The sequence below is a fragment of the Paraburkholderia sp. IMGN_8 genome, assembly GCF_038050405.1.
Taxonomy (GTDB): domain Bacteria; phylum Pseudomonadota; class Gammaproteobacteria; order Burkholderiales; family Burkholderiaceae; genus Paraburkholderia.
This window is the reverse complement of sequence record NZ_CP150900.1, coordinates 791,865-815,008: the sequence shown is the minus strand read 5'-3', so window position 1 is coordinate 815,008 and position 23,144 is coordinate 791,865. Positions and strand designations below refer to the sequence as shown.

Annotated in this window: 18 protein-coding genes; 14 read left to right on the top strand and 4 right to left on the bottom strand. The window is 64.4% G+C overall.

Annotated elements, in window-relative coordinates; all coding sequences use genetic code 11:
• The first annotated feature begins 138 nt into the window (after nucleotides 1-138).
• From WN982_RS03930 to WN982_RS03895, 8 genes are all read left to right on the top strand, one after another.
• Nucleotides 139-654 carry a cupin domain-containing protein gene (locus WN982_RS03930; protein WP_341314484.1) on the top strand — a complete coding sequence of 172 codons (516 nt, stop codon included), beginning with the start codon at nucleotides 139-141 and terminating at the stop codon, nucleotides 652-654.
• Nucleotides 655-672: 18 nt separating this feature from the next.
• Complete coding sequence (locus WN982_RS03925) at nucleotides 673-1,692, top strand: HoxN/HupN/NixA family nickel/cobalt transporter (protein ID WP_341314483.1); 1,020 nt, start codon at nucleotides 673-675, stop codon at nucleotides 1,690-1,692.
• 324 nt (nucleotides 1,693-2,016) lie between these two features.
• Nucleotides 2,017-3,681 (top strand): ABC transporter substrate-binding protein, encoded by a 1,665-nt coding sequence (locus tag WN982_RS03920; protein WP_341314482.1) that lies wholly within the window; start codon nucleotides 2,017-2,019, stop codon nucleotides 3,679-3,681.
• A gap of 28 nt (nucleotides 3,682-3,709) precedes the next feature.
• Nucleotides 3,710-4,732, top strand: coding sequence for an ABC transporter permease (locus WN982_RS03915; protein ID WP_341314481.1), 1,023 nt, complete (start codon nucleotides 3,710-3,712; stop codon nucleotides 4,730-4,732).
• Nucleotides 4,729-5,607: an ABC transporter permease gene (locus WN982_RS03910; RefSeq protein ID WP_341314480.1), complete on the top strand. Its 879-nt coding sequence runs from the start codon at nucleotides 4,729-4,731 to the stop codon at nucleotides 5,605-5,607. Before WN982_RS03915 ends, WN982_RS03910 begins: the two co-directional genes overlap by 4 nt.
• On the top strand, nucleotides 5,604-7,766 hold the full coding sequence (locus WN982_RS03905) for an ABC transporter ATP-binding protein (RefSeq protein WP_341314479.1): 2,163 nt from the start codon (nucleotides 5,604-5,606) through the stop codon (nucleotides 7,764-7,766). The genes WN982_RS03910 and WN982_RS03905 overlap by 4 nt, the downstream gene beginning before the upstream one ends.
• An 858-nt stretch (nucleotides 7,767-8,624) precedes the next feature.
• A complete protein-coding gene (locus WN982_RS03900) occupies nucleotides 8,625-9,347 on the top strand; it encodes a hypothetical protein (RefSeq protein WP_341314478.1) in 723 nt (240 codons plus the stop codon).
• 284 nt (nucleotides 9,348-9,631) lie between these two features.
• A complete protein-coding gene (locus tag WN982_RS03895; RefSeq protein ID WP_341314477.1) occupies nucleotides 9,632-10,096 on the top strand; it encodes a hypothetical protein in 465 nt (154 codons plus the stop codon).
• Nucleotides 10,097-10,162: 66 nt separating this feature from the next.
• Here the strand turns inward: WN982_RS03895 and WN982_RS03890 are convergent, their stop codons facing one another.
• Entirely contained in the window at nucleotides 10,163-11,008 is an 846-nt protein-coding gene (locus WN982_RS03890; protein WP_341314476.1) for an aldo/keto reductase, read from the bottom strand.
• A 179-nt stretch (nucleotides 11,009-11,187) separates the two neighbouring features.
• Between WN982_RS03890 and WN982_RS03885 the strand changes: the two genes are divergently transcribed.
• Entirely contained in the window at nucleotides 11,188-11,934 is a 747-nt protein-coding gene (locus WN982_RS03885) for a GntR family transcriptional regulator (RefSeq protein WP_341314475.1), read from the top strand.
• 256 nt (nucleotides 11,935-12,190) lie between these two features.
• Nucleotides 12,191-13,321 (top strand): IS481 family transposase, encoded by a 1,131-nt coding sequence (locus tag WN982_RS03880; protein ID WP_341313135.1) that lies wholly within the window; start codon nucleotides 12,191-12,193, stop codon nucleotides 13,319-13,321.
• Between the two features lie 833 nt (nucleotides 13,322-14,154).
• Here WN982_RS03880 and WN982_RS03875 read toward each other — a convergent pair.
• Nucleotides 14,155-15,546 carry a CoA transferase gene (locus tag WN982_RS03875; protein ID WP_341314474.1) on the bottom strand — a complete coding sequence of 464 codons (1,392 nt, stop codon included), beginning with the start codon at nucleotides 15,544-15,546 and terminating at the stop codon, nucleotides 14,155-14,157.
• A 116-nt stretch (nucleotides 15,547-15,662) separates the two neighbouring features.
• Here WN982_RS03875 and WN982_RS03870 point away from each other — a divergent pair, with 116 nt between their 5' ends.
• Complete coding sequence (locus WN982_RS03870; RefSeq protein WP_341314473.1) at nucleotides 15,663-16,898, top strand: citrate/2-methylcitrate synthase; 1,236 nt, start codon at nucleotides 15,663-15,665, stop codon at nucleotides 16,896-16,898.
• Between the two features lie 30 nt (nucleotides 16,899-16,928).
• Here WN982_RS03870 and WN982_RS03865 read toward each other — a convergent pair whose 3' ends face one another.
• Nucleotides 16,929-17,234, bottom strand: coding sequence for a DUF2917 domain-containing protein (locus tag WN982_RS03865; RefSeq protein ID WP_341314472.1), 306 nt, complete (start codon nucleotides 17,232-17,234; stop codon nucleotides 16,929-16,931).
• A gap of 191 nt (nucleotides 17,235-17,425) precedes the next feature.
• Here WN982_RS03865 and WN982_RS03860 point away from each other — a divergent pair, with 191 nt between their 5' ends.
• The 3 genes from WN982_RS03860 to WN982_RS03850 all read left to right on the top strand — a co-directional run bounded on the left by WN982_RS03860 (nucleotide 17,426) and on the right by WN982_RS03850 (nucleotide 22,083).
• Complete coding sequence (locus tag WN982_RS03860; RefSeq protein ID WP_341314471.1) at nucleotides 17,426-18,841, top strand: PLP-dependent aminotransferase family protein; 1,416 nt, start codon at nucleotides 17,426-17,428, stop codon at nucleotides 18,839-18,841.
• Between the two features lie 234 nt (nucleotides 18,842-19,075).
• Nucleotides 19,076-20,461, top strand: a complete 1,386-nt coding sequence (gene mdtD / locus WN982_RS03855) for a multidrug transporter subunit MdtD (protein ID WP_341315710.1) — start codon at nucleotides 19,076-19,078, stop codon at nucleotides 20,459-20,461.
• Nucleotides 20,462-20,808: 347 nt separating this feature from the next.
• Nucleotides 20,809-22,083 (top strand): EAL domain-containing protein, encoded by a 1,275-nt coding sequence (locus WN982_RS03850; protein ID WP_341315709.1) that lies wholly within the window; start codon nucleotides 20,809-20,811, stop codon nucleotides 22,081-22,083.
• Here WN982_RS03850 and WN982_RS03845 read toward each other — a convergent pair.
• A complete protein-coding gene (locus tag WN982_RS03845; RefSeq protein ID WP_341314470.1) occupies nucleotides 22,039-22,992 on the bottom strand; it encodes a sigma-70 family RNA polymerase sigma factor in 954 nt (317 codons plus the stop codon). The two genes, WN982_RS03850 and WN982_RS03845, sit on opposite strands and share 45 nt — an antisense overlap.
• Nucleotides 22,993-23,144 lie beyond the last annotated feature (152 nt).

Here is a 23,144-nt window from a genome sequence, read left to right as displayed (position 1 = left end):
AGAAGCAACGAGATGTGCGGGTTGGTTCGGAAGCGTGGGCGCGCACATCGGCAAGTCACACACGCGTTTTTGAACGTGCAAAAATGTCAGACGGCGCCGCGCTTATCGCCCGGATTCACGCCCACGAGGAGACACACTATGAGCCAGGAGCACGAACACCCGCATTACCGTGACGAGCAACCGTCGGCGTCCATCGACTGGCGCGAGCACGGCGTCAAGGTCATCAAAGGCGACCAGCTCGACAGCAACACTGCGCAGACACCGGGTATGAACCGCGCGGCCGCGATCAACGCGGCGCGGGTCGGCGCGCAAAAACTCTGGGCCGGCACCGTGATGATCCACCCAAATGCGAAGACCGGCGCCCATCATCACGGCGCGCTCGAAAGCGTGATCTACGTGGTGCGCGGCCAGGCACGCATGCGCTGGGGCGAGCATCTCGAGTTCACCGCCGAAGCCGGTCCGGGCGACTTCATTTTCGTGCCGCCCTACGTGCCGCATCAGGAAATCAATGCGAGCACCGACGATCCGCTCGAATGCGTGCTGGTGCGCAGCGACAACGAGGCGGTGGTGGTGAATCTGAACATCGACGCGGTCGAAGCGCCGGAAACGGTCTACTGGGTCGATCCGATTCACAAGCATCCGCACGATCACTAATCCTTACCGCCGCGACTCATGACGCCGACCGCTTCGCTACGCCCTCGCCTCATCACGCTGTATGCCGTCCTGATCGCCGCCAATCTCGGCGCGTGGGCGGGGGCGCTGATCGCGTTTCGGCACTATCCGCTGCTGCTCGGCACCGCGCTGCTCGCGTATGGTTTCGGGCTGCGTCACGCGGTCGATGCAGACCACATCGCAGCGATCGACGCCGTCACGCGCAAGCTGATGCAAGCAGGTAAACGCCCGCTCGGCGTCGGCCTGTCGTTCTCGCTGGGTCACTCGTCGATCGTGATCGCGGCGACGATCGGCATTGCGTGGACCGCGCATTCGCTGCACGGCCGCTTCGAAACCTTCAAGGCAGTCGGCGGCACCATCGGCACAATCGTATCGGCGGTCTTTCTGCTGGCGCTGGCATGCGTGAACCTCGTGATTCTGCGCGACGTATGGCGCCGTTACCGTCACGTCCAACGCGGCGGCGAACTGACCGCTGAAACGACGGACACCATCGCGCCCGCCGGTTTGCTGTCGCGTGCATTGCGGCCGATGTTCCGGCTCGTGACAAAAAGCTGGCACATGTACCCGGTCGGCGTGCTGTTCGGACTCGGCTTCGACACCGCGACCGAGATCGGCCTGCTGGCGATCGCCGCGGCCGAAGCGGGCAAAGGTCTGCCGCTGTATTCGATTCTTGTGTTTCCGGCGCTCTTCACAGCCGGCATGACGCTGGTCGATTCAACCGACAACGTGTTGATGGTCCACGCGTACGGCTGGGCGATGGACGACCCGAAACGCAAGCTCTACTACAACGCGAGCATCACGTTCGTATCGGCGGTGGTGGCGATCGTGATCGGCGGCGTCGAAGCATTGGGTCTGCTGTCGGACAAACTCGGTTTGAACGGCGGCATATGGGATGCGGCAGCGAGCCTCAACGAGCGCCTCGGCGTGCTCGGTTATGGCATCGTCGCGACGTTCATGGCGTGCTGGATCGGCTCGGTGCTGTTCCATCGCTGGCGCCGCCCCGCTACGGCGGCACGGTAGATCCAACTTGCTTCAGGCAGGCTTTCGGTAAGGATGGCACGGCAGCAGCGATTCCCGCGCTGCGGCATCAGTCACGTCAGGTGTCGCGCGCGGTACGCTGCACGGCGGCTCCAACGAGCGTTGCCGTCACGACACACACCGACCCTTTTATCCGCCAAACGTGACCCTGACGCCCTCGCAGGTGCTCCGGATTCGCGGGCAATCGCTTACACTGAAACCGCTTTCCGTCGTTGCGCTTTTTGCCATAGCAATAACATCGCCCTGTCGCGTGCATCCGGCGCGGCCCTTCAGAACCGACAGCAGAACGGACTGGACACTCCATCGATGAAGACTCCCGCGGACCGATTTCCCCAACTCGACACAGCCCGCCGCACCGCCGACCCCTACGGCAGCCATGCCATCGACGAATTCCTCGCGGGCCGCATTACGCGCCGCGACCTGCTGCGCTACGCGAGCGTGATCGGTTTGTCGCTGGTTGGCGGCGGCATCCTGAACGCGCCGCAAGCGCGTGCGCAAGGCGCACAGAGCCCGTCTAGCGCGACGATCCGCGTCGCCCATCTGACGCCTGCCGGCGCGGTCGATCCGCTGACCGTCACCGACGCAGCAAGTCTCGCGCTGCTGAATCAAACCGGCGAATTCCTGATCGACGACGACGGCGAGCGCCTCATGCTGAAGCCCGCGCTGGCGCTGTCGTGGAAGCCGAACGACAAGGGCGACGTATGGACCTTCAAGCTGCGCCCGAACGTCAAGTTCCACGACGGCCAGCTGTTCACGGCGAAAGACGTGGTGGCCACCTTCGATCGTCTCGCCGATCCGGCCAGCGGTTCGGCGGCGCTCTCGGTCCTCAAGGGCGTGCTGTCGAAAGGCGGCGCGAAAGTGGTCGATGACCAGACCGTGGCGTTCCATCTCGATGCCCCGAACGGCAACTTCCCGTATTACGTTTCCTCCGACAATTACAACGCCGTGATCCTGCCCGCGAACTATGCAGGTGGCTATGAAAAGAGCTTTATCGGCACCGGTCCGTTCAAGCTCGAAAAGTATCAGGCGAAAGTCGGCGCGTCCTTCGTGCGCAACCCCGACTACTGGGGCGACAAAGCGTTACCGCAGCGCGTACAGTTCTCGTTCTACGCCGACGAACAGGCCCAGATGCTCGCGCTGCAGGGCCACCAGGCCGACGTGATGGGCACCTTCACCGTGCAGGGCGGCGCCGGTATCCTGAACAATCCCGACTTCAAGGCAGTCGGCGTGAAGTCGAGCGCGCATCGGCAGATCCATATGCGCAACGACAATCCGCTGTTCAAAGACAAGCGCGTGCGCCAGGCGCTGGCGTTGTCGCTCGATCGCGACGTGCTGGTGCGTGGCCTGTTCAAGGGCCGTGCGCAACTCGGCAACGACAGCCCGTTTGCGCCAGTGTTTCCGTCGTCGGATGCGGGCGTTGCGCAACGCAGGATCGACATCGCGAAGGCCAGGCAGTTGCTTGCGCAAGCGGGCGTGCCGAACGGTTTCGACGTGACGCTCACGACCGAAAAGTACATGGAGATTCCCGACCTTGCCGTTGTCGTGCAGAACGCGGCGAAGGCGATCGGCGTGCGTATCAATCTGAAGGTCGAGAGCCAGTCGCTGTATTACGGCGCGGGCACGCCGGGCAAATCGGATTGGCTCGACTCGCCGCTCGGCATCACCGACTACGGCCATCGCGGCGTGCCGAACGTGTTTCTGAATGCGCCGCTCACGAGCAACGGCACGTGGAACGCCGCGCACTTCAAGAACCCGCAATACGATCAACTGGTCGCGCAATTCGTTGCAGCGGTCGACCTCGGTTCGCAGAAGAAGCTCTCCGGACAGATCCAGACGTTGCTCCTCGATGAAACGCCCTTGATCATTCCGTTCTTCTACGATCAGTTGATCGCGATGCGCAAGGGCGTGAACGGCGTGCGCTTCACCGCGCTCGCGCAACTCTATTTCGACCGCGCGGTGCTGAGCGCGTGAGCGCACTGCGCTTCGGCAGGAGATCACGATGTCGACCACGGTGACCCCTTCCGCACCTCACGCCTCGGGTGGCAATGCGAGCGGCAACGCGGGGCGTGTCGTGCGTTTTCTGGCGACGCGCGTGGGCTTGTCGTTAATCACGCTGTGGCTGCTGTCAGTAATCGTGTTCGCTGGCGGCCAGTTGTTGCCCGGCGATATCGGCCGCGCGGTACTGGGGCCGCTTGCCGATGCACGCGCGGTGGCCGCGCTCAATCATCAACTCGGCGCGGACCGGCCGCTGCTGACGCAATACATCGAGTGGATCACGCATTTCGTGCGTGGCGATATGGGGCTCTCGTATGCGTACCGCGAGCCGGTCGGACCGTTTATCGCCGACGCCATGGCGCATTCGGCGAAGCTCGGTCTGCTCGCGTTTATCGTCGTCGTGCCGCTCGGCATTGCGGGTGGCGTGTGGTCGGCCATGCATGCGGGCCGTTGGCTCGATCGCACGATCAGCATTACCGGTTTGTCGGCAACCGTGGTGCCGGAGTTCGTCTCGTCGATCGTGCTGATTCTGGTGTTCGGCGTCTGGCTGCGCTGGCTGCCGATCGAAGCGTCGTATCCGCCCGAAGCGAACGCGCTCGAACAGCTGCGGTATCTGATTCTGCCGGTGCTGCCGCTGGTGCTGGTGTTCTTCGGCTACATCGCACGAATGGCGCGCGCGGGCACCGTTGAAGCACTCGATGCCGACTACACGCGTACCGCGATCCTCAAGGGCTTGCCGCGCCGTACCGTGATCTGGCGGCACGTATTGCGCAATGCGCTGCTGCCGACCATCACCGTCGCCGCCACCCAGTTCGGCTACATGATCGGCGGACTCGTGGTCGTCGAGACACTGTTCCACTATCAAGGCATCGGCTCGCTGATCTACAACGCCGCGAAGGCCAAAGACTTTCCGATGCTCGAAGCAGGCGTGCTGACGGTCGGCGTGATCTACACCGTCGCCAATCTCGTCGCCGATGCGCTGCATGTGCTGCTCAATCCGCGGCTGCGGGTGAGGAGCGCCGAATGAGCACCATCGTTCCGCCGGCCGCGCCGCCTACTCCACATCCGGCTACTGAACCGCGCTTCGACCAGTTGCGCGTACTGCTGTGTTCGCCTACTTTCGTGATCGGTGTGCTGATCGTCGCGTGGTGGATCGTCTGCGCGATCGCCGGGCCATGGTTCGTGCGGATCGATCCGTATGCGTCCGATCCGCTCAACTCGCTGATGCCGCCCGACCGCACGCACTGGTTCGGTACCGACCAACTCGGCCGCGACGTGTTCTCGCGGGTGATCGTCGGCGCACGCGACATTCTGACGATCGCGCCGCTGGCGACCTTGCTCGGCACGCTGGCGGGCACCGCATTGGGATTGATCGTCGGCTACTTCGAGGGCTGGGTCGATAACGTGGTCGGCCGCGCGATCGACGCCGTGCTCGCGCTGCCGCTCGTGATTGTCGCGCTGCTCGCGCTGGCCGCGGTCGGCGCCTCGAACTTCACGGTGATCCTCGTGATCGGCATCACCTTCACGCCGATCACCGCGCGTACGGTACGCGCCGCTGTGTTCGCCGAACGGCATCTGGACTACGTCGCCGCCGCGCAACTGCGCGGCGAACGCCCGCCGTACATCATGTTCGCCGAGATCTTGCCGAACGTGCTGCCGCCGATCATCGTCGAGGCGACCGTGCGCCTCGGTTACGCGATCTTCGCGGTCGCCACGCTGTCGTTTCTCGGCTTCGGCATTCAACCGCCTTCCGCCGACTGGGGGCTCGCGCTGTCCGAGTCGTACACGCTGATGGCGGGCGGCGCATGGTGGACGGTCGTGTTCTCGGCCGGCGCGATTGCCACGCTGGTGGTCGGTGTCAATCTGATCGCCGACAGCGTGCAAGGAGTCCTCGACCGATGAACGGCCCGCCGCCCGCTTCGTTTCCCGCCTTCGATGTATCGAAGAGCGATCGCACGGATGCGTTGACCGTCGTCGGTCTGACGGTCACGTACCGGATCCGCGGACGCGATCGCGAAGTGCTGCAAGACGTATCGTTTCGCGTACGGCGTGGCGAAGCGTATGGCCTCGTCGGCGAATCCGGTTGCGGCAAATCGACGGTGGCGATGGCGGCGCTGCGCTATTTGCCGCGCAACGGCAAGGTGAAGGCCGGCAAGATCATCATCGCCGGTCAGGACGTGCAGAAGCTCGACGCCGATGCGTTGCGCACGATGCGCGCGAACGCGATTTCGATCGTCTACCAGGATCCGGGCCGCGCGTTAAATCCGTCACTGACGATCGCGCGGCAAGTGACCGAGGCATTCGAAGCCGCCGGCGTTTCACGTGAGGACGCCGTGCAGCGCACGCTCGAGATACTCAAGCGTGTGCGCATCGCCGCGCCGGAGCGCGTGATGGACAGTTATCCGCATCAGCTGTCGGGCGGCATGCAGCAGCGCGTGGTGATCGCGATGGCGCTCGCGTCGAACCCGGCGCTGCTGATTCTCGATGAACCGACCACCGGCCTCGACGCCACGGTCGAAGCCGAAGTGCTCGACCTCGTCGCGCAACTGCGCGAAGAACTCGGCACCGCCGTACTGTTCATCAGCCACAACCTCGCGGTGATCGGGCGCATGTGCGAGCGCGTCGGCGTGCTGTACGCGGGCAAGCTGGTCGAAGAGGGCGCGACCCAGGATGTGTTCGCGCGGCCACGCCACCCTTATACGGTTGGACTGCTGCGCTGTCTGCCCACTGCCGGGCGCAGCAAGGACACCGAACGGCTCGATACGATCGCGGGTCACCTGCCCTTGCCCGGCTCGGCCACCCAAGGCTGCATCTACGCGGACCGTTGCCGCCTCGCCGACGACCGTTGCCGCCGCGAAGCGCCGCCACCCTATCGGGTGAGCGCCGCGCACGGCGATCGGATGTCGCGTTGCCATCACCACGAACACGCGAACGAACTGCCGCGCGCGACGCCGGAAGCAGTGCCGCAGCAAAATACGGCCCATGAAGGCGAGCGCGCTGGCCTCGTGCTTCGCGCGGAAAAACTCTCGAAGACCTTCCACGTTTCCGGCGCACCGCTGCGCGCCGTCGACGATGTCTCGATCGATCTCGCGAGCGGCGAGACGCTCGGCCTTGTCGGCGAATCGGGCAGCGGCAAGACGACGCTCGCCAAACTGATGCTCGGCCTGCTTGCACCGGATGCAGGCAGTGTGCTCGAACTCGACGGCGCGCAACTCGCTGCACGCGTCACGCGCCGCAACGATGAGCAGGTCAAGTCGCTACAAATCGTGTTCCAGAATCCGGACTCGGCGCTCAATCGCGCGCATTCGGTGAAGCGGCTGATCGGCCGCGCGCTCTCGCGCCTCACCGCGTTGCGCGGCCCTGCTATCGACGAGCGGCTCGCCACGTTGACGGCCGCCGTACGTTTGCCCGAACGCTATCTCGGCTCGCGCACGCGGCAACTGTCAGGCGGACTCAAGCAGCGTGTGGCGATTGCGCGTGCGTTCGCCGGCGAACCGCGCGTGGTGGTCTGCGACGAACCGACTTCCGCGCTCGACGTCTCCGTGCAAGCCGCGATTCTGAACCTGCTCGCCGATCTGCAACGCGAGCGCGGCGTGAGCTACGTATTCATCTCTCACGATCTGAATGTGGTGCGCTATCTGTCGGATCGCATCGCGGTGCTGTACCTCGGCAGGCTGCTGGAAATCGGGCCTGCCGCCGCCGTGTTCGACGGACCGCATCATCCTTATACCGAAGCGCTTTTATCGTCGGTACCGACGCTCGACGCCCACGACAGCAAAGCACGCATACGCTTATCGGGCGATCTGCCGAGCCCGGCATCGCCGCCGTCCGGCTGCGTGTTCCATACGCGTTGCCCGCGCAAGCTCGGGGCGATCTGCGAGCAGCAAGATCCGCCGTTCCGCGAAGCCGATGTCGACGCCCATGACGCTGGCCGGCCGGCCGTTCATCGGATCCGCTGCCATATCCCCGTCGATGAATTGCGCGTGCTGCAATCGGTCATCCTCGACGACGACGGCAAGGCCACCGGCCAGGCGCCGGAAAACGCCGCGCGCAACGAATAACGCGCCTTTCTTACTGCTCGTTTCATCGCCGAAACGTTTTCTTGCGTTTTTTTCCCGCGCGCATCGGATCGCCCTCTCCAGTGCCACATGCCGCAAGGCTCCGCGGGCAATGGCATGGATATCGCTAAGTGTGGGTCCAGACACTGAAGACCAAGGAATCGGGAACGCGGCTGCCACATGCTCATCCGCGCGGCGAGGCACGATTGTGCGCATCGACGCGAAACCGCTGAAGCGCATATAGGCGCACCGGCTACACAGCCGGGAAGACAGTGAGGGTGTTGTACCGGCATCTGCGCAACAAACTCGAGGGGGGCGACGAGGCCCGCGCCCAGACAGGCCCGCCGCTGATAAACCAGCGTGAGAGATGGTGGCAACGAGGCGCCTGTGTTCCCTCGGGGAGAGATGTGATGAAAAACAAATCATTCAATCAGTACTACTGCAGAGTTGTACGGGGTGCAGCGATTGTGGCCGGCGTGGCTTTGCTGATGACCCAGGTTGCGCATTCGGCTTCTACCGATGTGATCCCCAAGTGGATTGTGCTTGCCGAGGCGCCGCTGCCCGCCAGCGGTGCGCTTGGTGCGACACAGCTCGGGCAGGACGACGGGTCGGCGGCGGGCGCAGTGGCCGCCGGTGTAGCGCCCGGTGAAATAGCCGCTGCGGACGATGCGGCCACCGTCTTTCAGCCGCGCGACTGCACCGGCCCGAACAACGCCGCATGTGGGCAGCGTGCCGGCGGGAGCGGCAGCAACGGGGCGGCGAGTTCGGGCAACAGTAGCGCGGGCGCGAGCGGCAATGGTGCTGGCGGCGCGGCAGGCTCGAGTAGCGGAAACTCCGGCGGCGGTAAGGGCGGTAAGGGCGGTGGTGGCGGAAACAGCGGCGGTGGAAGCAGCGGCGGCGGAAGCAGCGGCGGCGGAAGCAGCGGCGGCGGAAGCAGCGGCGGCGGAAGCAGCGGCGGCGGAAGCAGCGGCGGCGGAAGCAGCGGCGGCGGAAGCAGCGGCGGCGGAAGCAGCGGCGGCGGAAGCAGCGGCGGCGGAAGCAGCGGCGGCGGAAGCAGCGGCGGCGGAAGCAGCGGCGGCGGAAGCAGCGGCGGCGGAAGCAGCGGCGGCGGAAGCAGCGGCGGCGGAAGCAGCGGCGGCGGAAGCAGCGGCGGCGGAAGCAGCGGCGGCGGAAGCAGCGGCGGAAGCAGCGGCGGCGGAAGCAGCGGCGGCGGAAGCAGCGGCGGCGGAAGCAGCGGCGGCGGAAGCAGCGGCGGCGGAAGCAGCGGCGGCGGAAGCAGCGGCGGCGGAAGCAGCGGCGGCGGAAGCAGCGGCGGCGGAAGCAGCGGCGGCGGAAGCAGCGGCGGCGGAAGCAGCGGCGGCGGAAACGGTGGCTGCGGTTGCGGCGGTGGCGCTAACGGCGGTGGGAAGGGCGGTGGGTTTGGTGGTGGCTTCGGTGGTGGGTTTGGCGGCGGCTTCGGTGGCGGTTTTGGCGGGGGCTTTGGCGGAGGCTTCGGCGGCGGTCACGGAGGCAAGGGCGGCAGTGGTAACGGTGGTGGCAATGGCGGCGGGAACGGACACTAGCAGTCATTCGTTCCACAGGTAGGGCGGCCCCGCGCCCTACCCGTCGCTCATGACACACTCCGGCATTCTGGCTGCAGCCCGCCGGCATCGGCGGTGATGTCTCGATCCCCCGGTCGAGCGTCACCGCCCGAGACCGGTCGTGTTCGCCAGCGAACAGCGGCACAGGGAAGCCGGCTAGAACGGCAACCCATCACCTCTCTCGCGCGCTTAAGAGCAAAACAATCGATCGCTGCGTGGCGCGGCTGGAACCAAACCGCGGCGATTGCCTCATATCAAGTTCAACGTTCGATATGAGGGCCCTACAACATGCAACGAAACCTCCCCCACTCCGCAGCGCGCACAGCAGCAGCCGGCCTGCTAATGGTCGCCGCCCTCGGCCTCGCATCGCTCGCTCATGCGCAAACATCGGCGCAAATGCGGCCTCAAACGCTGTCGCAAGCCGCGCCGCCGGTCGATCCGACCTTCTCCGCCTACTCGCTCGCGCAGACTTGCAAGCAGAAAAACGACAATGTCGCGCAGGGCCAATGCGTCGGCGCGATTCGCGGCATCATCCACGGCTATCAGTACGGCGTGCTGTTCCTCGGACAGCGCGCGTCGCTGCCGGCTAACGAAACGCAACGGGTGTCGCTGTGTCTGCGCAGCACGCAGGTGTCGTCGATCGTCGATGAGTTCGTCGCCGATGCCGCCCAGGTCAACGAAGATTCGCTCAAGCACACCCCCGCGGAGGTCGCCGTACTAGGTTCCGTGCACATGCACCACGGCTGCAACTGACGCTGGCACAACGAGTCGAGGCGCCGCAAATGGCCGCCTGCGTTTCGATGACGGCCGCCGCTCGGCTTACAGCATTTCCAATGGACGCTTGCTGCGCGGTGGTTTGAAGTACGCGTCGATGGCGGCGTGTTCATCGGCGCCGAGTTGCAGTTGCGACGCGCGATGGTTGTCGCGCACGTGCTCGATGCGGGCCGCCTTCGGAATCGCGAACACGCCGGGTTGCTGCAAGACCCACGCGAGCGCCACCTGAAACACCGAGACGCCGCGCGCGTCGGCAATGTCGTCGAGCGGCGAGCGCTTCGGCAGGCGTGCATGATCGACCGGGCTGTACGCCATCGCCGGCATATGGCGTGCGGCGAGCCACGGCAACAAGTCGAATTCCGGCCCGCGGCGCGCGACGTTGTAGAGCATCTGATTGGTCGCACAAGCTTCGCCGCCCGGCGTCGCCACGAGTTCTTCCATATCGTCGGTATCGAAGTTGCTCACGCCCCAATGCCGGATCTTGCCCGCACGGCGCAGCGCCTCGAAGCCCTCGACAGTTTCCGCGAGCGGCACCGAGCCGGGCCAGTGCAACAGGTACAGATCGAGCCGATCCGTTTTCAAACGCTTGAGACTCTGTTCGCAGGCCGCGATCACGCCGCGCCGGCTGGCGTTATGCGGATACACCTTGCTGACGAGAAACACCTGATCGCGCAGGCCGCTGAGCGCTTCGCCGACGAGCGATTCGGTGGCGCCATCGCCGTACATCTCCGCCGAATCGATCAGCGTCATACCCAATTCGATGCCGCAGCGCAACGCGGCGATTTCGGCGGCGCGCCGCGCAGGCTGCTCGCCCATCTCCCACGTGCCCTGCCCCAGTTTCGGAATGCGTTCGCCGTCAGGCAAGCTCACGGTGGCGATATCGGTCGTCATGCTTTCTCCTTGAGGTGGCTGACGGTGCGGTGACGCGCGTGCGCCGCCCATTTCAGTGGAAACTTTAGTGACGAGTTTAGCTGTTGAATGAGCATTGGATCGGCCACCAGGCAAAAGCCCGCTATAACGGAGCGCGCCGATGTCATAGAATTGCCGCTTGCCCTTCTTGCGTGAGCCCCATGACCTCTGCCTCGGAAGACCGCTGGCGCGACCTGCGCCCGGACCCGGAAAACGACACGCCGCTATATTTGCAACTTGCTCGCAAGCTCGGCAATGCGATTCACGAGAACCGTTGGAACGCTGGCGAGGCGCTGCCATCGGAGCGCGTGCTATCCGAGGCGCTGGGCGTCTCGCGGATCACGTCGCGCAAGGCGATTGCTTTGCTGGTCGAGCAGGGTTTGATCCGCCGCACTCAGGGTGCGGGGAGTTTCATCACACCGCGCTATGAAGATCCGCTGTCGCGGCTGTCGAGTTTTAGCGAGATGTTGCGGCGGCGCGGTTTCACGCCGAGCTCCAAGTGGCTATCGCGAGAGATTCTGCCGGCTAACCGGGACGAGGTGATTCAGCTTGGGTTATCGCCTGCGGCGGCTGTGACCAGGCTGCGACGCTTGCGGTTGGCTGACGGCATTGTGATGGCTGTGGAGAATTCCACCTTTCCTGCGGCGGTTATTCCTGATCCGCAGGCGATTGGTGACTCTTTGTATACGTATCTGGAGAATCGCGGGTTGTCGATTGTCCGTGCGCTGCAGCATTTCCGCGCGGTGAATGCGAGTGAGGAAATCGCACAGCAAATGAGTATTGCCCCTAACGAGGCGTTGTTGTTGATAACCCGCATCGGTTATACCGCTGATCAGCGGGCGATTGAGTTGACCGATACTTACTGTCGGAATGATTACTATGATTTTGTCGCGGAGCTCAGGAAGTAGTTTTTGCCTTTAGCGGCGGTATGGTTGTACGCCCTGCGGCGTTGGTCTTTTCTTTAGTCTCTTTGCCTGCGTGGCGCTTGTGTCTGTGTGCCTGCGGTGTTGGTCTTTCCTTGTTTTCTTAGTGGTTTATTAGCGTCGCCCCTGTGCGGGGCAGGCACTTACTTTCTTTGCCGCCGTGTATAGACCGGGGACATAGCTGACAGGTGTGCGGGGACATGGTTGACACTTCCGGGTATTAAAACGCCCGGTCCCGACCATGCCCTGGAACGCAAGAGACACCATGAGCCTCCGACAGGAATTTGTTCATCTGGCCAGTCAGGACACCCTGACGATCACCGAGTTGTGCCAGCGCTTCAACATCAGCCGGCAGACCGGCTACAAATGGCTTAAGCGTGGCGAGAACGCGCTGTCAGATCAATCACGGCGCCCAGCCACCAGCCCCTTGAAGACTCCCGCTGCCATGGAGCAGGAAGTGGTGCGGCTGCGCCAGGCCCATCCGCGCTGGGGCGGGCGCAAGATCAGTCGGCGCCTGCAGGATCTGGGCTTTGAGGCGGTGCCGCAGCCCAGCACCGTGACCGACATCCTGCACCGGCATAACCTGATCCTGCCGACCGATTCAGCAATGAGCGAACCGTGGAAGCGCTTTGAACACGAGCAGCCCAACGTACTCTGGCAGATGGATTTCAAGGGTCACTTCGATACCCTCCAGAAGCAGCGTTGCAGCCCCCTGACGGTGCTGGACGACCACTCGCGTTTCAGCATCCTGCTGCGTGCCTGCGGGCCGACGGACACCTCGACCGTGCAGGCGGGATTACGTGAGGCGTTTGGGCACTACGGCCTGCCGTTGCGCATCAACACCGATAACGGCTCGCCGTGGGGTTCGCCCAGCAGTCCGGGGCAGCTTACCGAGCTGGCCGTCTGGCTGATCCGGCTGGGTATCCGTATCAGCTACAGCCGGCCGTATCACCCGCAGACCAATGGCAAGGATGAGCGGTTTCACCGTACGTTGAAGGCTGAAGTGCTGAACGGACGAAGCTTCGCTACGCAGGAGCACGTGCAACAGGAACTGGACCGCTGGCGCACCGTGTATAACTGCGAACGTCCGCACGAGGCGATTGGCATGGACACGCCGGTCAGCCGTTACAAGCCCAGCCCCCGGGCGTATCCATCGATCCTGCAGGAGCCTGAATACGGCCCGGACGACGTGGTGCTACGAGTCAGGTCAGATGGCCAGCTACGCTTTAAGGGACGGAAACTTAAGGTCTCGAACGCACTTTATGGACTGCCGGTTGCGGCACGCGCAAAGGTGGGCGAAGACGGCGTATTTGAATTCTGGTTTGCACATCACCGCATCCTCACCCTTGACCTGAGGAGCGAGAATCACTGACCATAAAGTGTCAACGATGTCTCCGCACGTTTGTCAATCATGTCCCCGGTCTATACACCGCCGCAAAGAAAGTAAGCAAAGAAAGCGGCCTCACACCGCTAACCCTTAAGCGGGTCCCCTGGCTTGGAGGAGGCAGTGGAGCATCTGGAATCAGTGTTCTCGCACATTCGGCGCTGGTGACAAGGCAGTCATTCTTCCGGCGGCGCTGCGCGCGCCGCGGCGGTACTTCACAAAACCGCCTGGCGGTTTTAGCGCCTGCGCCTGGTTCGGCGCGGTGGCTCGCCCTTGTGTCCCCAATGCCTGGCTAAGGAATAGCGTCTCACTCGGAGTGGTGACCGCACTCGCACACCCAGGCACTTCGCCTCGGCGAGGCGCCGAAATGATTTGCGGCTTGCGCTTTATGGATTGCTGGAAAAGTAACGCCCGGCCGTCAATTCGGCGGGACGCAGAATGCTATGACTTGAAAAGTACCGCGGCGTTCGCCTCAACGTGCCGCAGAAACGACCCGATGGTTTTATGAAGTACCGCGTCGGCGCGCGCAGCGCCGCCGGAAGAATGACTGCCTTGTCACCGGGGCGGAATGTGCGAGAGCACCGATTCCAGATGCTCCACTATCTCCTCCAGGCCAGGGGACCCGCTTAAGAATTAGCGGTGTGAAGCCGCTTTCTTTGCTTACTTTCTTTGCGGCGGCGCCCCGAAGGAAGTCCACTTGGTGGGCAAAGAAAGTAAGTGCCTGCCCCGCACAGGGGCGACGCTAATGGACCACTAAGAAATCAAGGAAAGGCCAACGCCGTAGGCACACAGAAGAATGCCGCCGCCAAAGGCAAAAAAACCTATTTCCATTTAGCCTCATGCGCCCCAACCCTAGCCGGCGGCAGCCCAAAATAAGCTGGCGTCTCCGACAAAACCTCAGCAGGCCCAACACCCAAAACGCTTCCAAACTCCGAATCAACGCGCGCCAAACAGTCGCGCACATCATCGATAGAAACATCATCGACCTCCCACCCCTCGGGTAGAACACCAAACGACTGCAACCACCTCCCGGTCTGCGCGAGCGAAACCTTCACATGCCAACTCCCACCTTCAGCGGCCCGCCGCCCCAGAGCGGCCATGGCGCCGAAGGCGGCCAAATACCCAGTAGCATGATCCAGTGCCTGACAAGGCAAATGCTTAGGCTCATCCCATCCCGCCGCCAGGCGTTCAGTAAAAGCAATCCCGCTAGCCGACTGCACGAGGCTATCAAACCCGCGCCGCCCAGCCCAAGGCCCCTCCTGCCCATACGCGGAAACGGAAACATAAACAATCCCCGGCCGTACCCGCGCCAGGTCTGAAGGACCGAACCCTCGCGCTGCCAAAGCCCCCGGCCGATATGCCTGCAAAAACACATCCGCGCCACCGGCCAACCCTCGCAACGTCTCGCGCCCAGCCTCATCCCGCAAGTCCACCACTGCCGAGCGCTTACCCCGTCCGTTATCGATCACCAACGGTGCAATATTCGGCAAATGCGGCCCATTGATCAGCAAAACTTCAGCGCCGTGCTGCGCGAGCGCCCGTCCCGCCACCGGCCCCGCAATGATCCGCGACAAATCCAGCACCCGCACACCGGCCAGCGGCCGATCCACATCGCCCCGTCCGGCCGGTTCAACCGGCGCGTCGCCGATCCGTTCGATCTCGAACAGCGGCAACCCGGCAATTGCTTTCGCCTGCTCGAGCGCGGCCCATTCGTCGGGTGAGCGAATCAACGCGGCGCACAGGCCAGCGTCTGCGAGCGTCTGGTCGAGCGCCGCGCCATCCCAGCCGCGAATCGCGGCAGCCACCGCGGTTCGATCGTTTGCGCAGCCGAGCACCTTCAGCACGCCTGCGAGGTGGTGCGGAAAATTCGTGTGCAACTGAATCCAGCGGCCGTCGCGGGTCGCGTAAAAACCCGTCACCGGATCGCGCAAGGCGGGCGGCGGACCATCGTCGATGCGCAAATAGCGTTCGCTGCGAAACGACGCCAGCGCGCGCCGCATCTCCACCGCGACACGTTGCCGGCGACTAGTGCGCAAACGCAAGCATTCGGCCGCAGCGAGGCCGGTCGCGGCGATGGTCGCCGAGGCCAACGTGCCAACTCGATACACTGACGGCAGCCCCGGATCGCTGCCGGCAAGCGACACGGATTCAAGCGCGGCCGGATCGCAGCCGGCGGCATTCCACAGATACGAGAGAGCGAGTTCAGGTGTCATGGCGTTCACGTTGCAGCAGGAAGGAAGTGAGCCGAGTCTAGAATTCCGACTCGCCGCAATCAATCTTGATTATGATAATCAATATATATTGATTTCTTCGGTTTCCGCGCTTTTCCATGCCAACTTCGAATTCCCTCACTGCTACCCAAGCTGCCGCCGCGCTCGGCATCAGCGTGCCGACGCTCTATGCCTATGTGAGCCGCGGCATGCTTCGTTCGGCGCCGGACGCTCAGGGCAAGCACCGGCTCTACGATGCCGCCGAAGTACGGCGCCTCGCCAAACGCAAGGAAGACGGCAAGCGCGCCGGCAAGGTCGCGCAGAAGGTGCTGGACTGGGGCGTGCCGGTGCTCGAATCGTCGATCACGCTGGTGGCCGACGGCCGCTTGCTGTATCGCGGACACGACGCGATGGAACTGGCGCGCACGGCATCGCTGGAGGATATCGCCGCGTTGTTGTGGGAGTGCGGCGCAAGGCGCATTACCGACGCGCCGCCGGTACCGCTCGCCACCGCGCAATGGGCCGCGTGGCTCAAGCTCTGGAGCGACAGCACACCGCTCGATCGCGCGCTCGTGCTGCTGCCGGCCGCCGCGGCGCAAATGCCGCGCGTCTGGGCGCTCGGCCGCGATGCCCAACTCGATACCGCCTGCGCCGTGATGCGGCTGCTGGCCGCCGCGATGATCTCGGCTGCGCCGTCGAACGAACCGCTTCATCGGCAACTGGCTTCGGCGTGGAATGTGCGCAACCGGCGACAGAGCGGACTGTTGCGCGCGACTTTAGTAGCCTGCGCGGATCATGAATTGAATGCGTCGACTTTCACAGTTCGCTGCATCACGTCGACGGGCACGCATCTGTTCGGCGCCGTCGCCGGCGGGCTGGCCGCGTTGGCCGGGCCGCGCCACGGCGGTGAGACCGTGCGCATCGCGGCGCTGCTGGATGAAGCATCGCGCGCGCCCGATCTCGACCGTTATCTGGCGAACCGGCTTGCGCGCCACGAACACGGCGCACATGGGCCGGTGCTGTCGGGCTTCGGCCATCCGTTGTATCCGGAAGGCGATCCGCGAGCACGTCTGCTGCTGGACATGCTAGCCGACTGTGCGCCGGCCCGTTCGCCGCTCGGCGAAGTGCATGCGCTCACGCGCACGGTGCGCGACACGACCGGCGCGGAACCGACCGTCGACTTCGCGCTCGCCGCCATCGAACGGGTGCTCGGCCTGCCGGCCGGCGCCGCGTTCACGCTGTTCGCGGTCGGCCGGGTGGTCGGCTGGATCGCGCACGCGATGGAACAGACCCGCGACGGCCGGCTGATCCGGCCACGCGCACGCTACGTCGGAGAATATATGGCGGCAGATTGAGACGCCGCCCACGTCGCAACACCGGCCCGTTCAAGCCACGCCCAACCAGCGCGGCAGCCAGTTCAACATCGGCAAAGTGCGCGCGGGCATCGCGGCGGACTGCTCCGAGCCGGTAGCCAGCGCGAAGCGCGCGCCCGCCTGGCCCGAGCTGACCCACGCCACTGCGCCGCGCGGCAACTCGAACGATTCGCCGGCGGCCAGCCAGTAATCCTCAGCGTCGCCTTCGACGGTCAGCCAGATTTCGCCCGAGATCACCTTGAAGAGCGACGGATGCGCGACACGCCAGGCCGCCGCGGGCTCGCCATGTTCCAGCTCGAAAATACGGACTTCACGCATCGCCGTTCTCCTTCAAAAAACTTTTGTGTTGTCTCATTATTGGCGTGCGATGATTGAAATCACATGCACAGTTCCGAACAGTTTTATCAGAACTGTTCAGTCGGAAAACCGAACAGTTGGCAAAGATCGCGTTTTAGGACCGGCGCTCCAGCTCGGGCAGCAGGGCGGTCCAGCGACCAGGAAAGCACCGGATGAAATTCGAAATCGAACTCGATCGCGACAACGGCGTACCGCTCACCGAGCAGATCGTGACGGGCGTCACCACGTGGATCCGCTCGCGCATCGCGCGCCCCGGCTCGAAGCTGCCGTCGATCCGCCAGTTCGCCGCCGATTACGGCGTCAGCCGCTTCCCGGTGATCGAGGCATACGACCGGCTGGTGTCACTTGGCTACGTCGACTCGCGCCACGGCTCGGGCTTCTATGTGGCCGACCGCCTGCCGACGGGCATGAGTTGCCAGGGCACATCGGACCCGCGCCGCGCCGAGGACGAATCCGGGCATATCCTGCAGCAGTTCAATCACCCGGGCGAGACGCTCAAGCTCGGCAGCGGCTTCATCCCCGAGGCGTGGTGCGACATGGACAGCATCGCGAAGGCGATCCGCCACGTGTCGCGCACCGACCCCGCGAGCATGGTCGATTACGCGACGCCGCTCGGAAATCTGACGCTGCGCGAGCATCTGCAAAGCCGCATCGGTCAATTGGGAATTCAGGCTGACGCGTCGCAGATTCTGATCACCAACGGCGCGAGCCAGGCGTTCGACCTGCTGATGCGCTACATGCTGAAAGCCGGCGACACGATGTTCGTCGAAGACCCCGGCTACTACAACCTGTACGGCCTGCTGAAGCTGCACGGCGTGAAGCTGATCGGCATTCCGCGCACGCGCAGCGGCCCCGATCTCGACGTGCTGCAAGCGCAGTTGCAGTTGCATCGGCCGAAGCTGTTCTTCATCAACACCGTGTTTCATAATCCGACCGGCACCACGATCGCGCCGCCCGTTGCGTTCCGGCTGCTGCAACTGGCGCGCGAACACGGCTTTTCGATCATCGAAGACGACGTCTACGCCGATCTCCAGACCGAAGTCACCGACCGGCTCGCGACACTCGATCAGCTCGAACACGTGATCTACGTGGGCGGCCTGTCGAAGACGCTGTCGTCGTCGCTGCGGATCGGCTGTGTGGTGGCGAGTCACGCGATCATCAAGGATCTGGTCGACATCAAGATGCTGACGAGCCTCGGCGGCTCGCGTTTTGCCGAAGCGGTTGCCGTGTCGATGCTGGAGCGCGGCGCGTACCACAAATATCTGGAGCGGTTGCGCCGGCGCATGCGCGACGCGCTCGGCTCGACCATTCAGACACTCGAAGACGCCGGCTGGGAGCTGTTCGAAAAACCGGTGGGCGGCACGTTCCTATGGGCACGCGTGCCGCATATCGACGATGCCGAGCGGCTGGTGGAATGCGGCGCGCCGCTGGGTGTGACCGTGGTGCCCGGCAGCTATTTCCGGCCCAACATGGAAGTGAGTCCGTGGATCAGGATTCACGTGGCGTTCGGCAACGAGCCGCGCGCGCAGGCGTTTTTCCACGCCGCTGTTGCGTTGCCTGCGCGCTGACCGCCTGAGCTGGGGAACACACGGAAAGCACGCGGCAAGTGCGCGGTTCGGGCTGCGCCGGAGCCATCCGCGCCGCCCGCTCGCTGCGCCGGGGCGCGCTTTTCCCTAGAATAGCGACTCCCCAGCCCGCCCCTGCGCGCCTAGCCGCCCTCCATGTCCACACCGCCGACCCTGCCCGCCTCCGCCGCTACTGCCGCCCAGACAGCCACTCCCTCGGCCCGCTCGCTTACCGTGATGCTGTGGCTCGTCGCCACCGGCTTCTTCATGCAGACGCTCGACTCGACCATCGTCAATACCGCGCTTCCGGCGATGGCGACGAGCCTCGGCGAGTTGCCGTTGCGCATGCAATCGGTGGTGATCGCCTATTCGCTGACAATGGCGGTGATGATCCCGGTGTCCGGCTGGCTCGCCGACAAATTCGGTACGCGGCTCGTGTTCTTTAGCGCGATCCTCGTGTTCGCGGTCGGCTCCTTGCTGTGCGCGAACGCGCACACCTTGAATCAACTGGTGGTCTTCCGCGTCGTGCAGGGCGTGGGCGGGGCAATGCTGCTGCCGGTCGGGCGGCTCGCGGTGCTGCGCACCTTTCCGGCGGAACGCTACCTGCCGGCTCTGTCGTTCGTCGCGATTCCGGGGTTGATCGGGCCGCTGATCGGACCGACGCTCGGCGGCTGGCTCGTGAAGATCGCGTCATGGCACTGGATCTTTCTGATCAACGTGCCGGTGGGCATCGTCGGTTGCATTGCGACGTTCATCTTCATGCCGGATAGCCGCAATGAGCACACCGGCAAGTTCGATTTGAAAGGTTATCTGCTGCTGATCGTCGGCATGGTGGCGATTTCGTTCGCGCTCGACGGCCATACCGAGTTCGGCATCCAGCATGCGACTGTGCTGGTGCTGCTGATCCTGAGCCTCGCGTGCTTTGTCGCCTACGGCTTGCATGCCGTGCGCGAGCCCGCGCCGATTTTCTCGCTCGATCTGTTCAAGATCCATACCTTCAGCGTCGGCCTGCTGGGCAATCTGTTCGCGCGGATCGGCAGCGGCGCGATGCCCTATCTGATCCCTCTGCTATTGCAGGTGAGTCTCGGCTATAGCGCATTCGAAGCCGGCATGATGATGCTGCCGGTGGCGGCGGCAGGCATGGCGTCCAAGCGCCTTGTCACCAGGCTGATCATCAAGTACAGCTATCGACGCGTACTGATCGTCAATACGGTGCTGGTGGGCTTGACCATGGCGAGCTTCGCGCTCACCAGCGCCGGCCAGCCGCTGTGGCTGCGCGTGGTGCAACTGGCATTCTTCGGCGGCGTCAACTCGATGCAGTTCACCGCGATGAACACGCTGACGCTGAAAGACCTCGGCACCGGCGGCGCGAGTAGCGGCAACAGCCTGTTCTCGCTCGTTCAGATGCTGTCGATGAGTCTCGGCGTGACGGTGGCCGGCGCGTTGCTCGCGACCTTCACCGGCCTGTTACCGCGCGTGACGGCGGCCAACTCGCTGCCCGCGTTTCATGCGACCTTCCTGTGTGTCGGCATCATTACGGCAGGCTCGTCATGGATCTTCGCGCAACTGGCGCCGGACATCCGCACGCCCGCCAACAAAACCGATCCTTCGGAGCGGACCTGACGGATGGCTCAGTGGGCAACTCAGCCGGCTGCCTAGCCGGCGAATTTAAGGACGAAGTTACAGGTGACTTGTGCGGGAACATGCGCGCACTCACGCGCGAATTCACCTGCGAGCGGCTTGCGCCGCCGACCCGCAACGGGGCGTAGGCCGCACCAGCAAAGTGCGAATAATCGCCCTCGCGCCCGCGCTGGCGCACAATCGTCGCAACTGACGGGCCTCATAGCGCATACGGCGTGCTTTCCGCACGCGCATAGTTCTTGCTCGGCTATCCTATAAACTCACGCTTTGCGCGTGCGGACTCGTGTCGAACATGCCGAGCGCGCCGCTACTTCCAGACGACTGACATGATGAGCATGATCGAACTCGATCCTCCCGGCTTCCAGCCGCCGCGGCCGATGGCCGGCGACGAAGGCTCCCGGCGCACCGTGCTATACGGCGGCTACACCGTTTTCAGCGTGTTCCAGCCGGTTTTCTCGGTGTCGCACCGGCGCGCGATCGGTTATCACGCTTCGCTGCGCGCACACGACGAACATGCGCTGCAGGTGCCGTCGCACGAAGTTTTCACGCAAGCCGCGCGGCGCGGCGACCTGCTCGAACTCGGGCGGCTCGCCGAATCGCTGCATCTGGGCAACTTCAACGCCTTCGATAGTCACGACGAGTGGCTTTTCCTGAGCCTGCACCCGGCGGCGCTGATGGACACCAGCTACGGCGACGCCTTGCTCGCCGGTCTCAAGGCGCTGGGCCTGCCGCCGCAACGTGTGGTGCTGGAAGTGTCCGAACAGGCCGGCGGCGAAACCACGCGTTTTGCCGACATCATCGACGCGCTGCGCAAATCCGGTTTCCTGATCGCGCTCGACGGTTTCGGCGCGAAGCATTCGAACGTCGATCGCGTGTGGAATCTGCGGCCCGACATCGTCACGCTCGACCGCTTCATCCTCGCGCAAGCCAGCGAACACTCGCATATCGAACGCGTGCTGCCGGGGCTTGTCTCGCTGCTGCACGAATCCGGGCAACTGGTGCTGATGGGTGGCCTAACCACGGAGCGCGACGCGCTGATCGCGCTCGAATGCAACGTCGATTTCGTGCAGGGCGCGTACTTTGCCGGTCCAAGCGTCGAGCCGGTCAAGCCACAGACCGCGGCCGGTCTGATGGACGCGCTCTCCGCGGCGCTGCGCGAACAGGTCGCCACTCGCGGACGCGCGCAATCCGCCCGGCTCGCACCGTACGTCACGGCGCTGGAAACCGCGAGCGCGCAACTGGTGGCCGGCGAATCGGTCACCCAGGCAACGGCGCCGCTGCTCAAGCTCGGCGAGACGGCACGCTGCTTCGTGCTCGACGGATCGGGCCGCCAGATCGGCGACAACGTGTTGCCGCCGGGGCGCGCTTCGCAACGCGCCAAGCGCTTCCGGCCGCTGCTGCATTCCGAAGGCGCGAGCTGGGAGCGCCGTCCGTACTTCATTCAGGCGATGCGCACGCCCGGTCATGTGCATCTCACCCCACCCTATCTGTCGATCAACGAAGCGCACCTGTGCGTGACCGCTTCGATCGCCGCGCATACGTCGCACGGCACCCAGGTGCTATGCGTCGACATCAACTGGGAAGTCGCGGCGCATCGTAATTGAGGTCCGCTGGATGCGTGCGAGCAAGCGCGCGACAGCTGCGCGGCCCAGCACGCGATTGACGGACTGCAAACGCGCCGCGCTGGTCACGGCGCGCAACGCGACGATCCTGGTTGCGCCGTCCGTCGACACGTCGATCACTCCGACCACCTCGCCTTCGAAGAGCAGCGCGACACACATTGCCCCTTCGATCGACACCACCTCGGCATGGCTCGCCCGCTGCGCGAGCGATGCCACCTGGTCCACCCAGCCCGACACCGCCGGTTCCCGCGTACACACCGGCGCATCGCTGACGACTTCCGGCGCGTCGCTGAAGAGGTGCAGCAAGCCGGCCCGATCCCGCGCCTCCAGCACAGTACGCAAGCGCTCCACAATTCGGGCATGCGCTGCGGGATCGGGCCGTTCCAGCGGCGCGCCCGCGCGCTGCAGACGCGCCTTGGCCCGATGGACGATCTGCCTGCAATTGGCCGGCGTGCGCTCGAGGATTTTCGCGATCTCCGCGTAGTCGCAATCGAAGGCTTCGTGCAGCACGAACGCCGCCCGCTCATCGGGCTTCAGACGTTCGAGCAGCAGCATCACGCCGTACGACATCTCCGCCGCGCGCAACGCCAGTTCTTCCGCGGACGGCGCGAGCTCGTCGAGCCACGGCTCCGGCAGCCAGCCTGCGGCCAGCGACGCGCGTTCGCGCTGCACATGCCGCAATCGGTCGATGGCCGCGCGCGTGGTGACCGTGGTGAGCCAGGCGGCCGGGGTCAGCACCTCTTGCGTATCGGCGAGATGCCATTTGAGCCACACGTCCTGCACCACGTCTTCCGCTTCGGCGTGACTGCCGAGCATCCGGTATGCCAGCGCGAGCAGGCGAGCGCGCACGGCCTCGAAGGCGGATGCCTTGTCGATTCCTTGTTCCGTCATTCGTCGACCTCCCGGATCGCGCGTGGTGAAAAGCGCTCTCGCCCTGCTTGTCTGCCTGCGCCGATTTGCGGGCGCGCGCTGCCATCGGCATCCTTTTCAGCTTGACGCTCGAGCACCCGTCGATGTGACAACCCGGCGCAAAAATAAATTTG

Bases quoted from the DNA above. Each gene is read 5' to 3' on its own strand.
- WN982_RS03930 (WP_341314484.1), top strand. From the start codon at position 139: ATGAGCCAGGAGCACGAACACCCGCATTACCGTGACGAGCAACCGTCG.
- WN982_RS03925 (WP_341314483.1), top strand. From the start codon at position 673: ATGACGCCGACCGCTTCGCTACGCCCTCGCCTCATCACGCTGTATGCC.
- WN982_RS03920 (WP_341314482.1), top strand. From the start codon at position 2,017: ATGAAGACTCCCGCGGACCGATTTCCCCAACTCGACACAGCCCGCCGC.
- WN982_RS03915 (WP_341314481.1), top strand. From the start codon at position 3,710: ATGTCGACCACGGTGACCCCTTCCGCACCTCACGCCTCGGGTGGCAAT.
- WN982_RS03910 (WP_341314480.1), top strand. From the start codon at position 4,729: ATGAGCACCATCGTTCCGCCGGCCGCGCCGCCTACTCCACATCCGGCT.
- WN982_RS03905 (WP_341314479.1), top strand. From the start codon at position 5,604: ATGAACGGCCCGCCGCCCGCTTCGTTTCCCGCCTTCGATGTATCGAAG.
- WN982_RS03895 (WP_341314477.1), top strand. From the start codon at position 9,632: ATGCAACGAAACCTCCCCCACTCCGCAGCGCGCACAGCAGCAGCCGGC.
- WN982_RS03890 (WP_341314476.1), bottom strand. From the start codon at position 11,008: ATGACGACCGATATCGCCACCGTGAGCTTGCCTGACGGCGAACGCATT.
- WN982_RS03885 (WP_341314475.1), top strand. From the start codon at position 11,188: ATGACCTCTGCCTCGGAAGACCGCTGGCGCGACCTGCGCCCGGACCCG.
- WN982_RS03880 (WP_341313135.1), top strand. From the start codon at position 12,191: ATGCCCTGGAACGCAAGAGACACCATGAGCCTCCGACAGGAATTTGTT.
- WN982_RS03875 (WP_341314474.1), bottom strand. From the start codon at position 15,546: ATGACACCTGAACTCGCTCTCTCGTATCTGTGGAATGCCGCCGGCTGC.
- WN982_RS03870 (WP_341314473.1), top strand. From the start codon at position 15,663: ATGCCAACTTCGAATTCCCTCACTGCTACCCAAGCTGCCGCCGCGCTC.
- WN982_RS03865 (WP_341314472.1), bottom strand. From the start codon at position 17,234: ATGCGTGAAGTCCGTATTTTCGAGCTGGAACATGGCGAGCCCGCGGCG.
- WN982_RS03860 (WP_341314471.1), top strand. From the start codon at position 17,426: ATGAAATTCGAAATCGAACTCGATCGCGACAACGGCGTACCGCTCACC.
- mdtD (WP_341315710.1), top strand. From the start codon at position 19,076: ATGCTGTGGCTCGTCGCCACCGGCTTCTTCATGCAGACGCTCGACTCG.
- WN982_RS03850 (WP_341315709.1), top strand. From the start codon at position 20,809: ATGAGCATGATCGAACTCGATCCTCCCGGCTTCCAGCCGCCGCGGCCG.
- WN982_RS03845 (WP_341314470.1), bottom strand. From the start codon at position 22,992: ATGACGGAACAAGGAATCGACAAGGCATCCGCCTTCGAGGCCGTGCGC.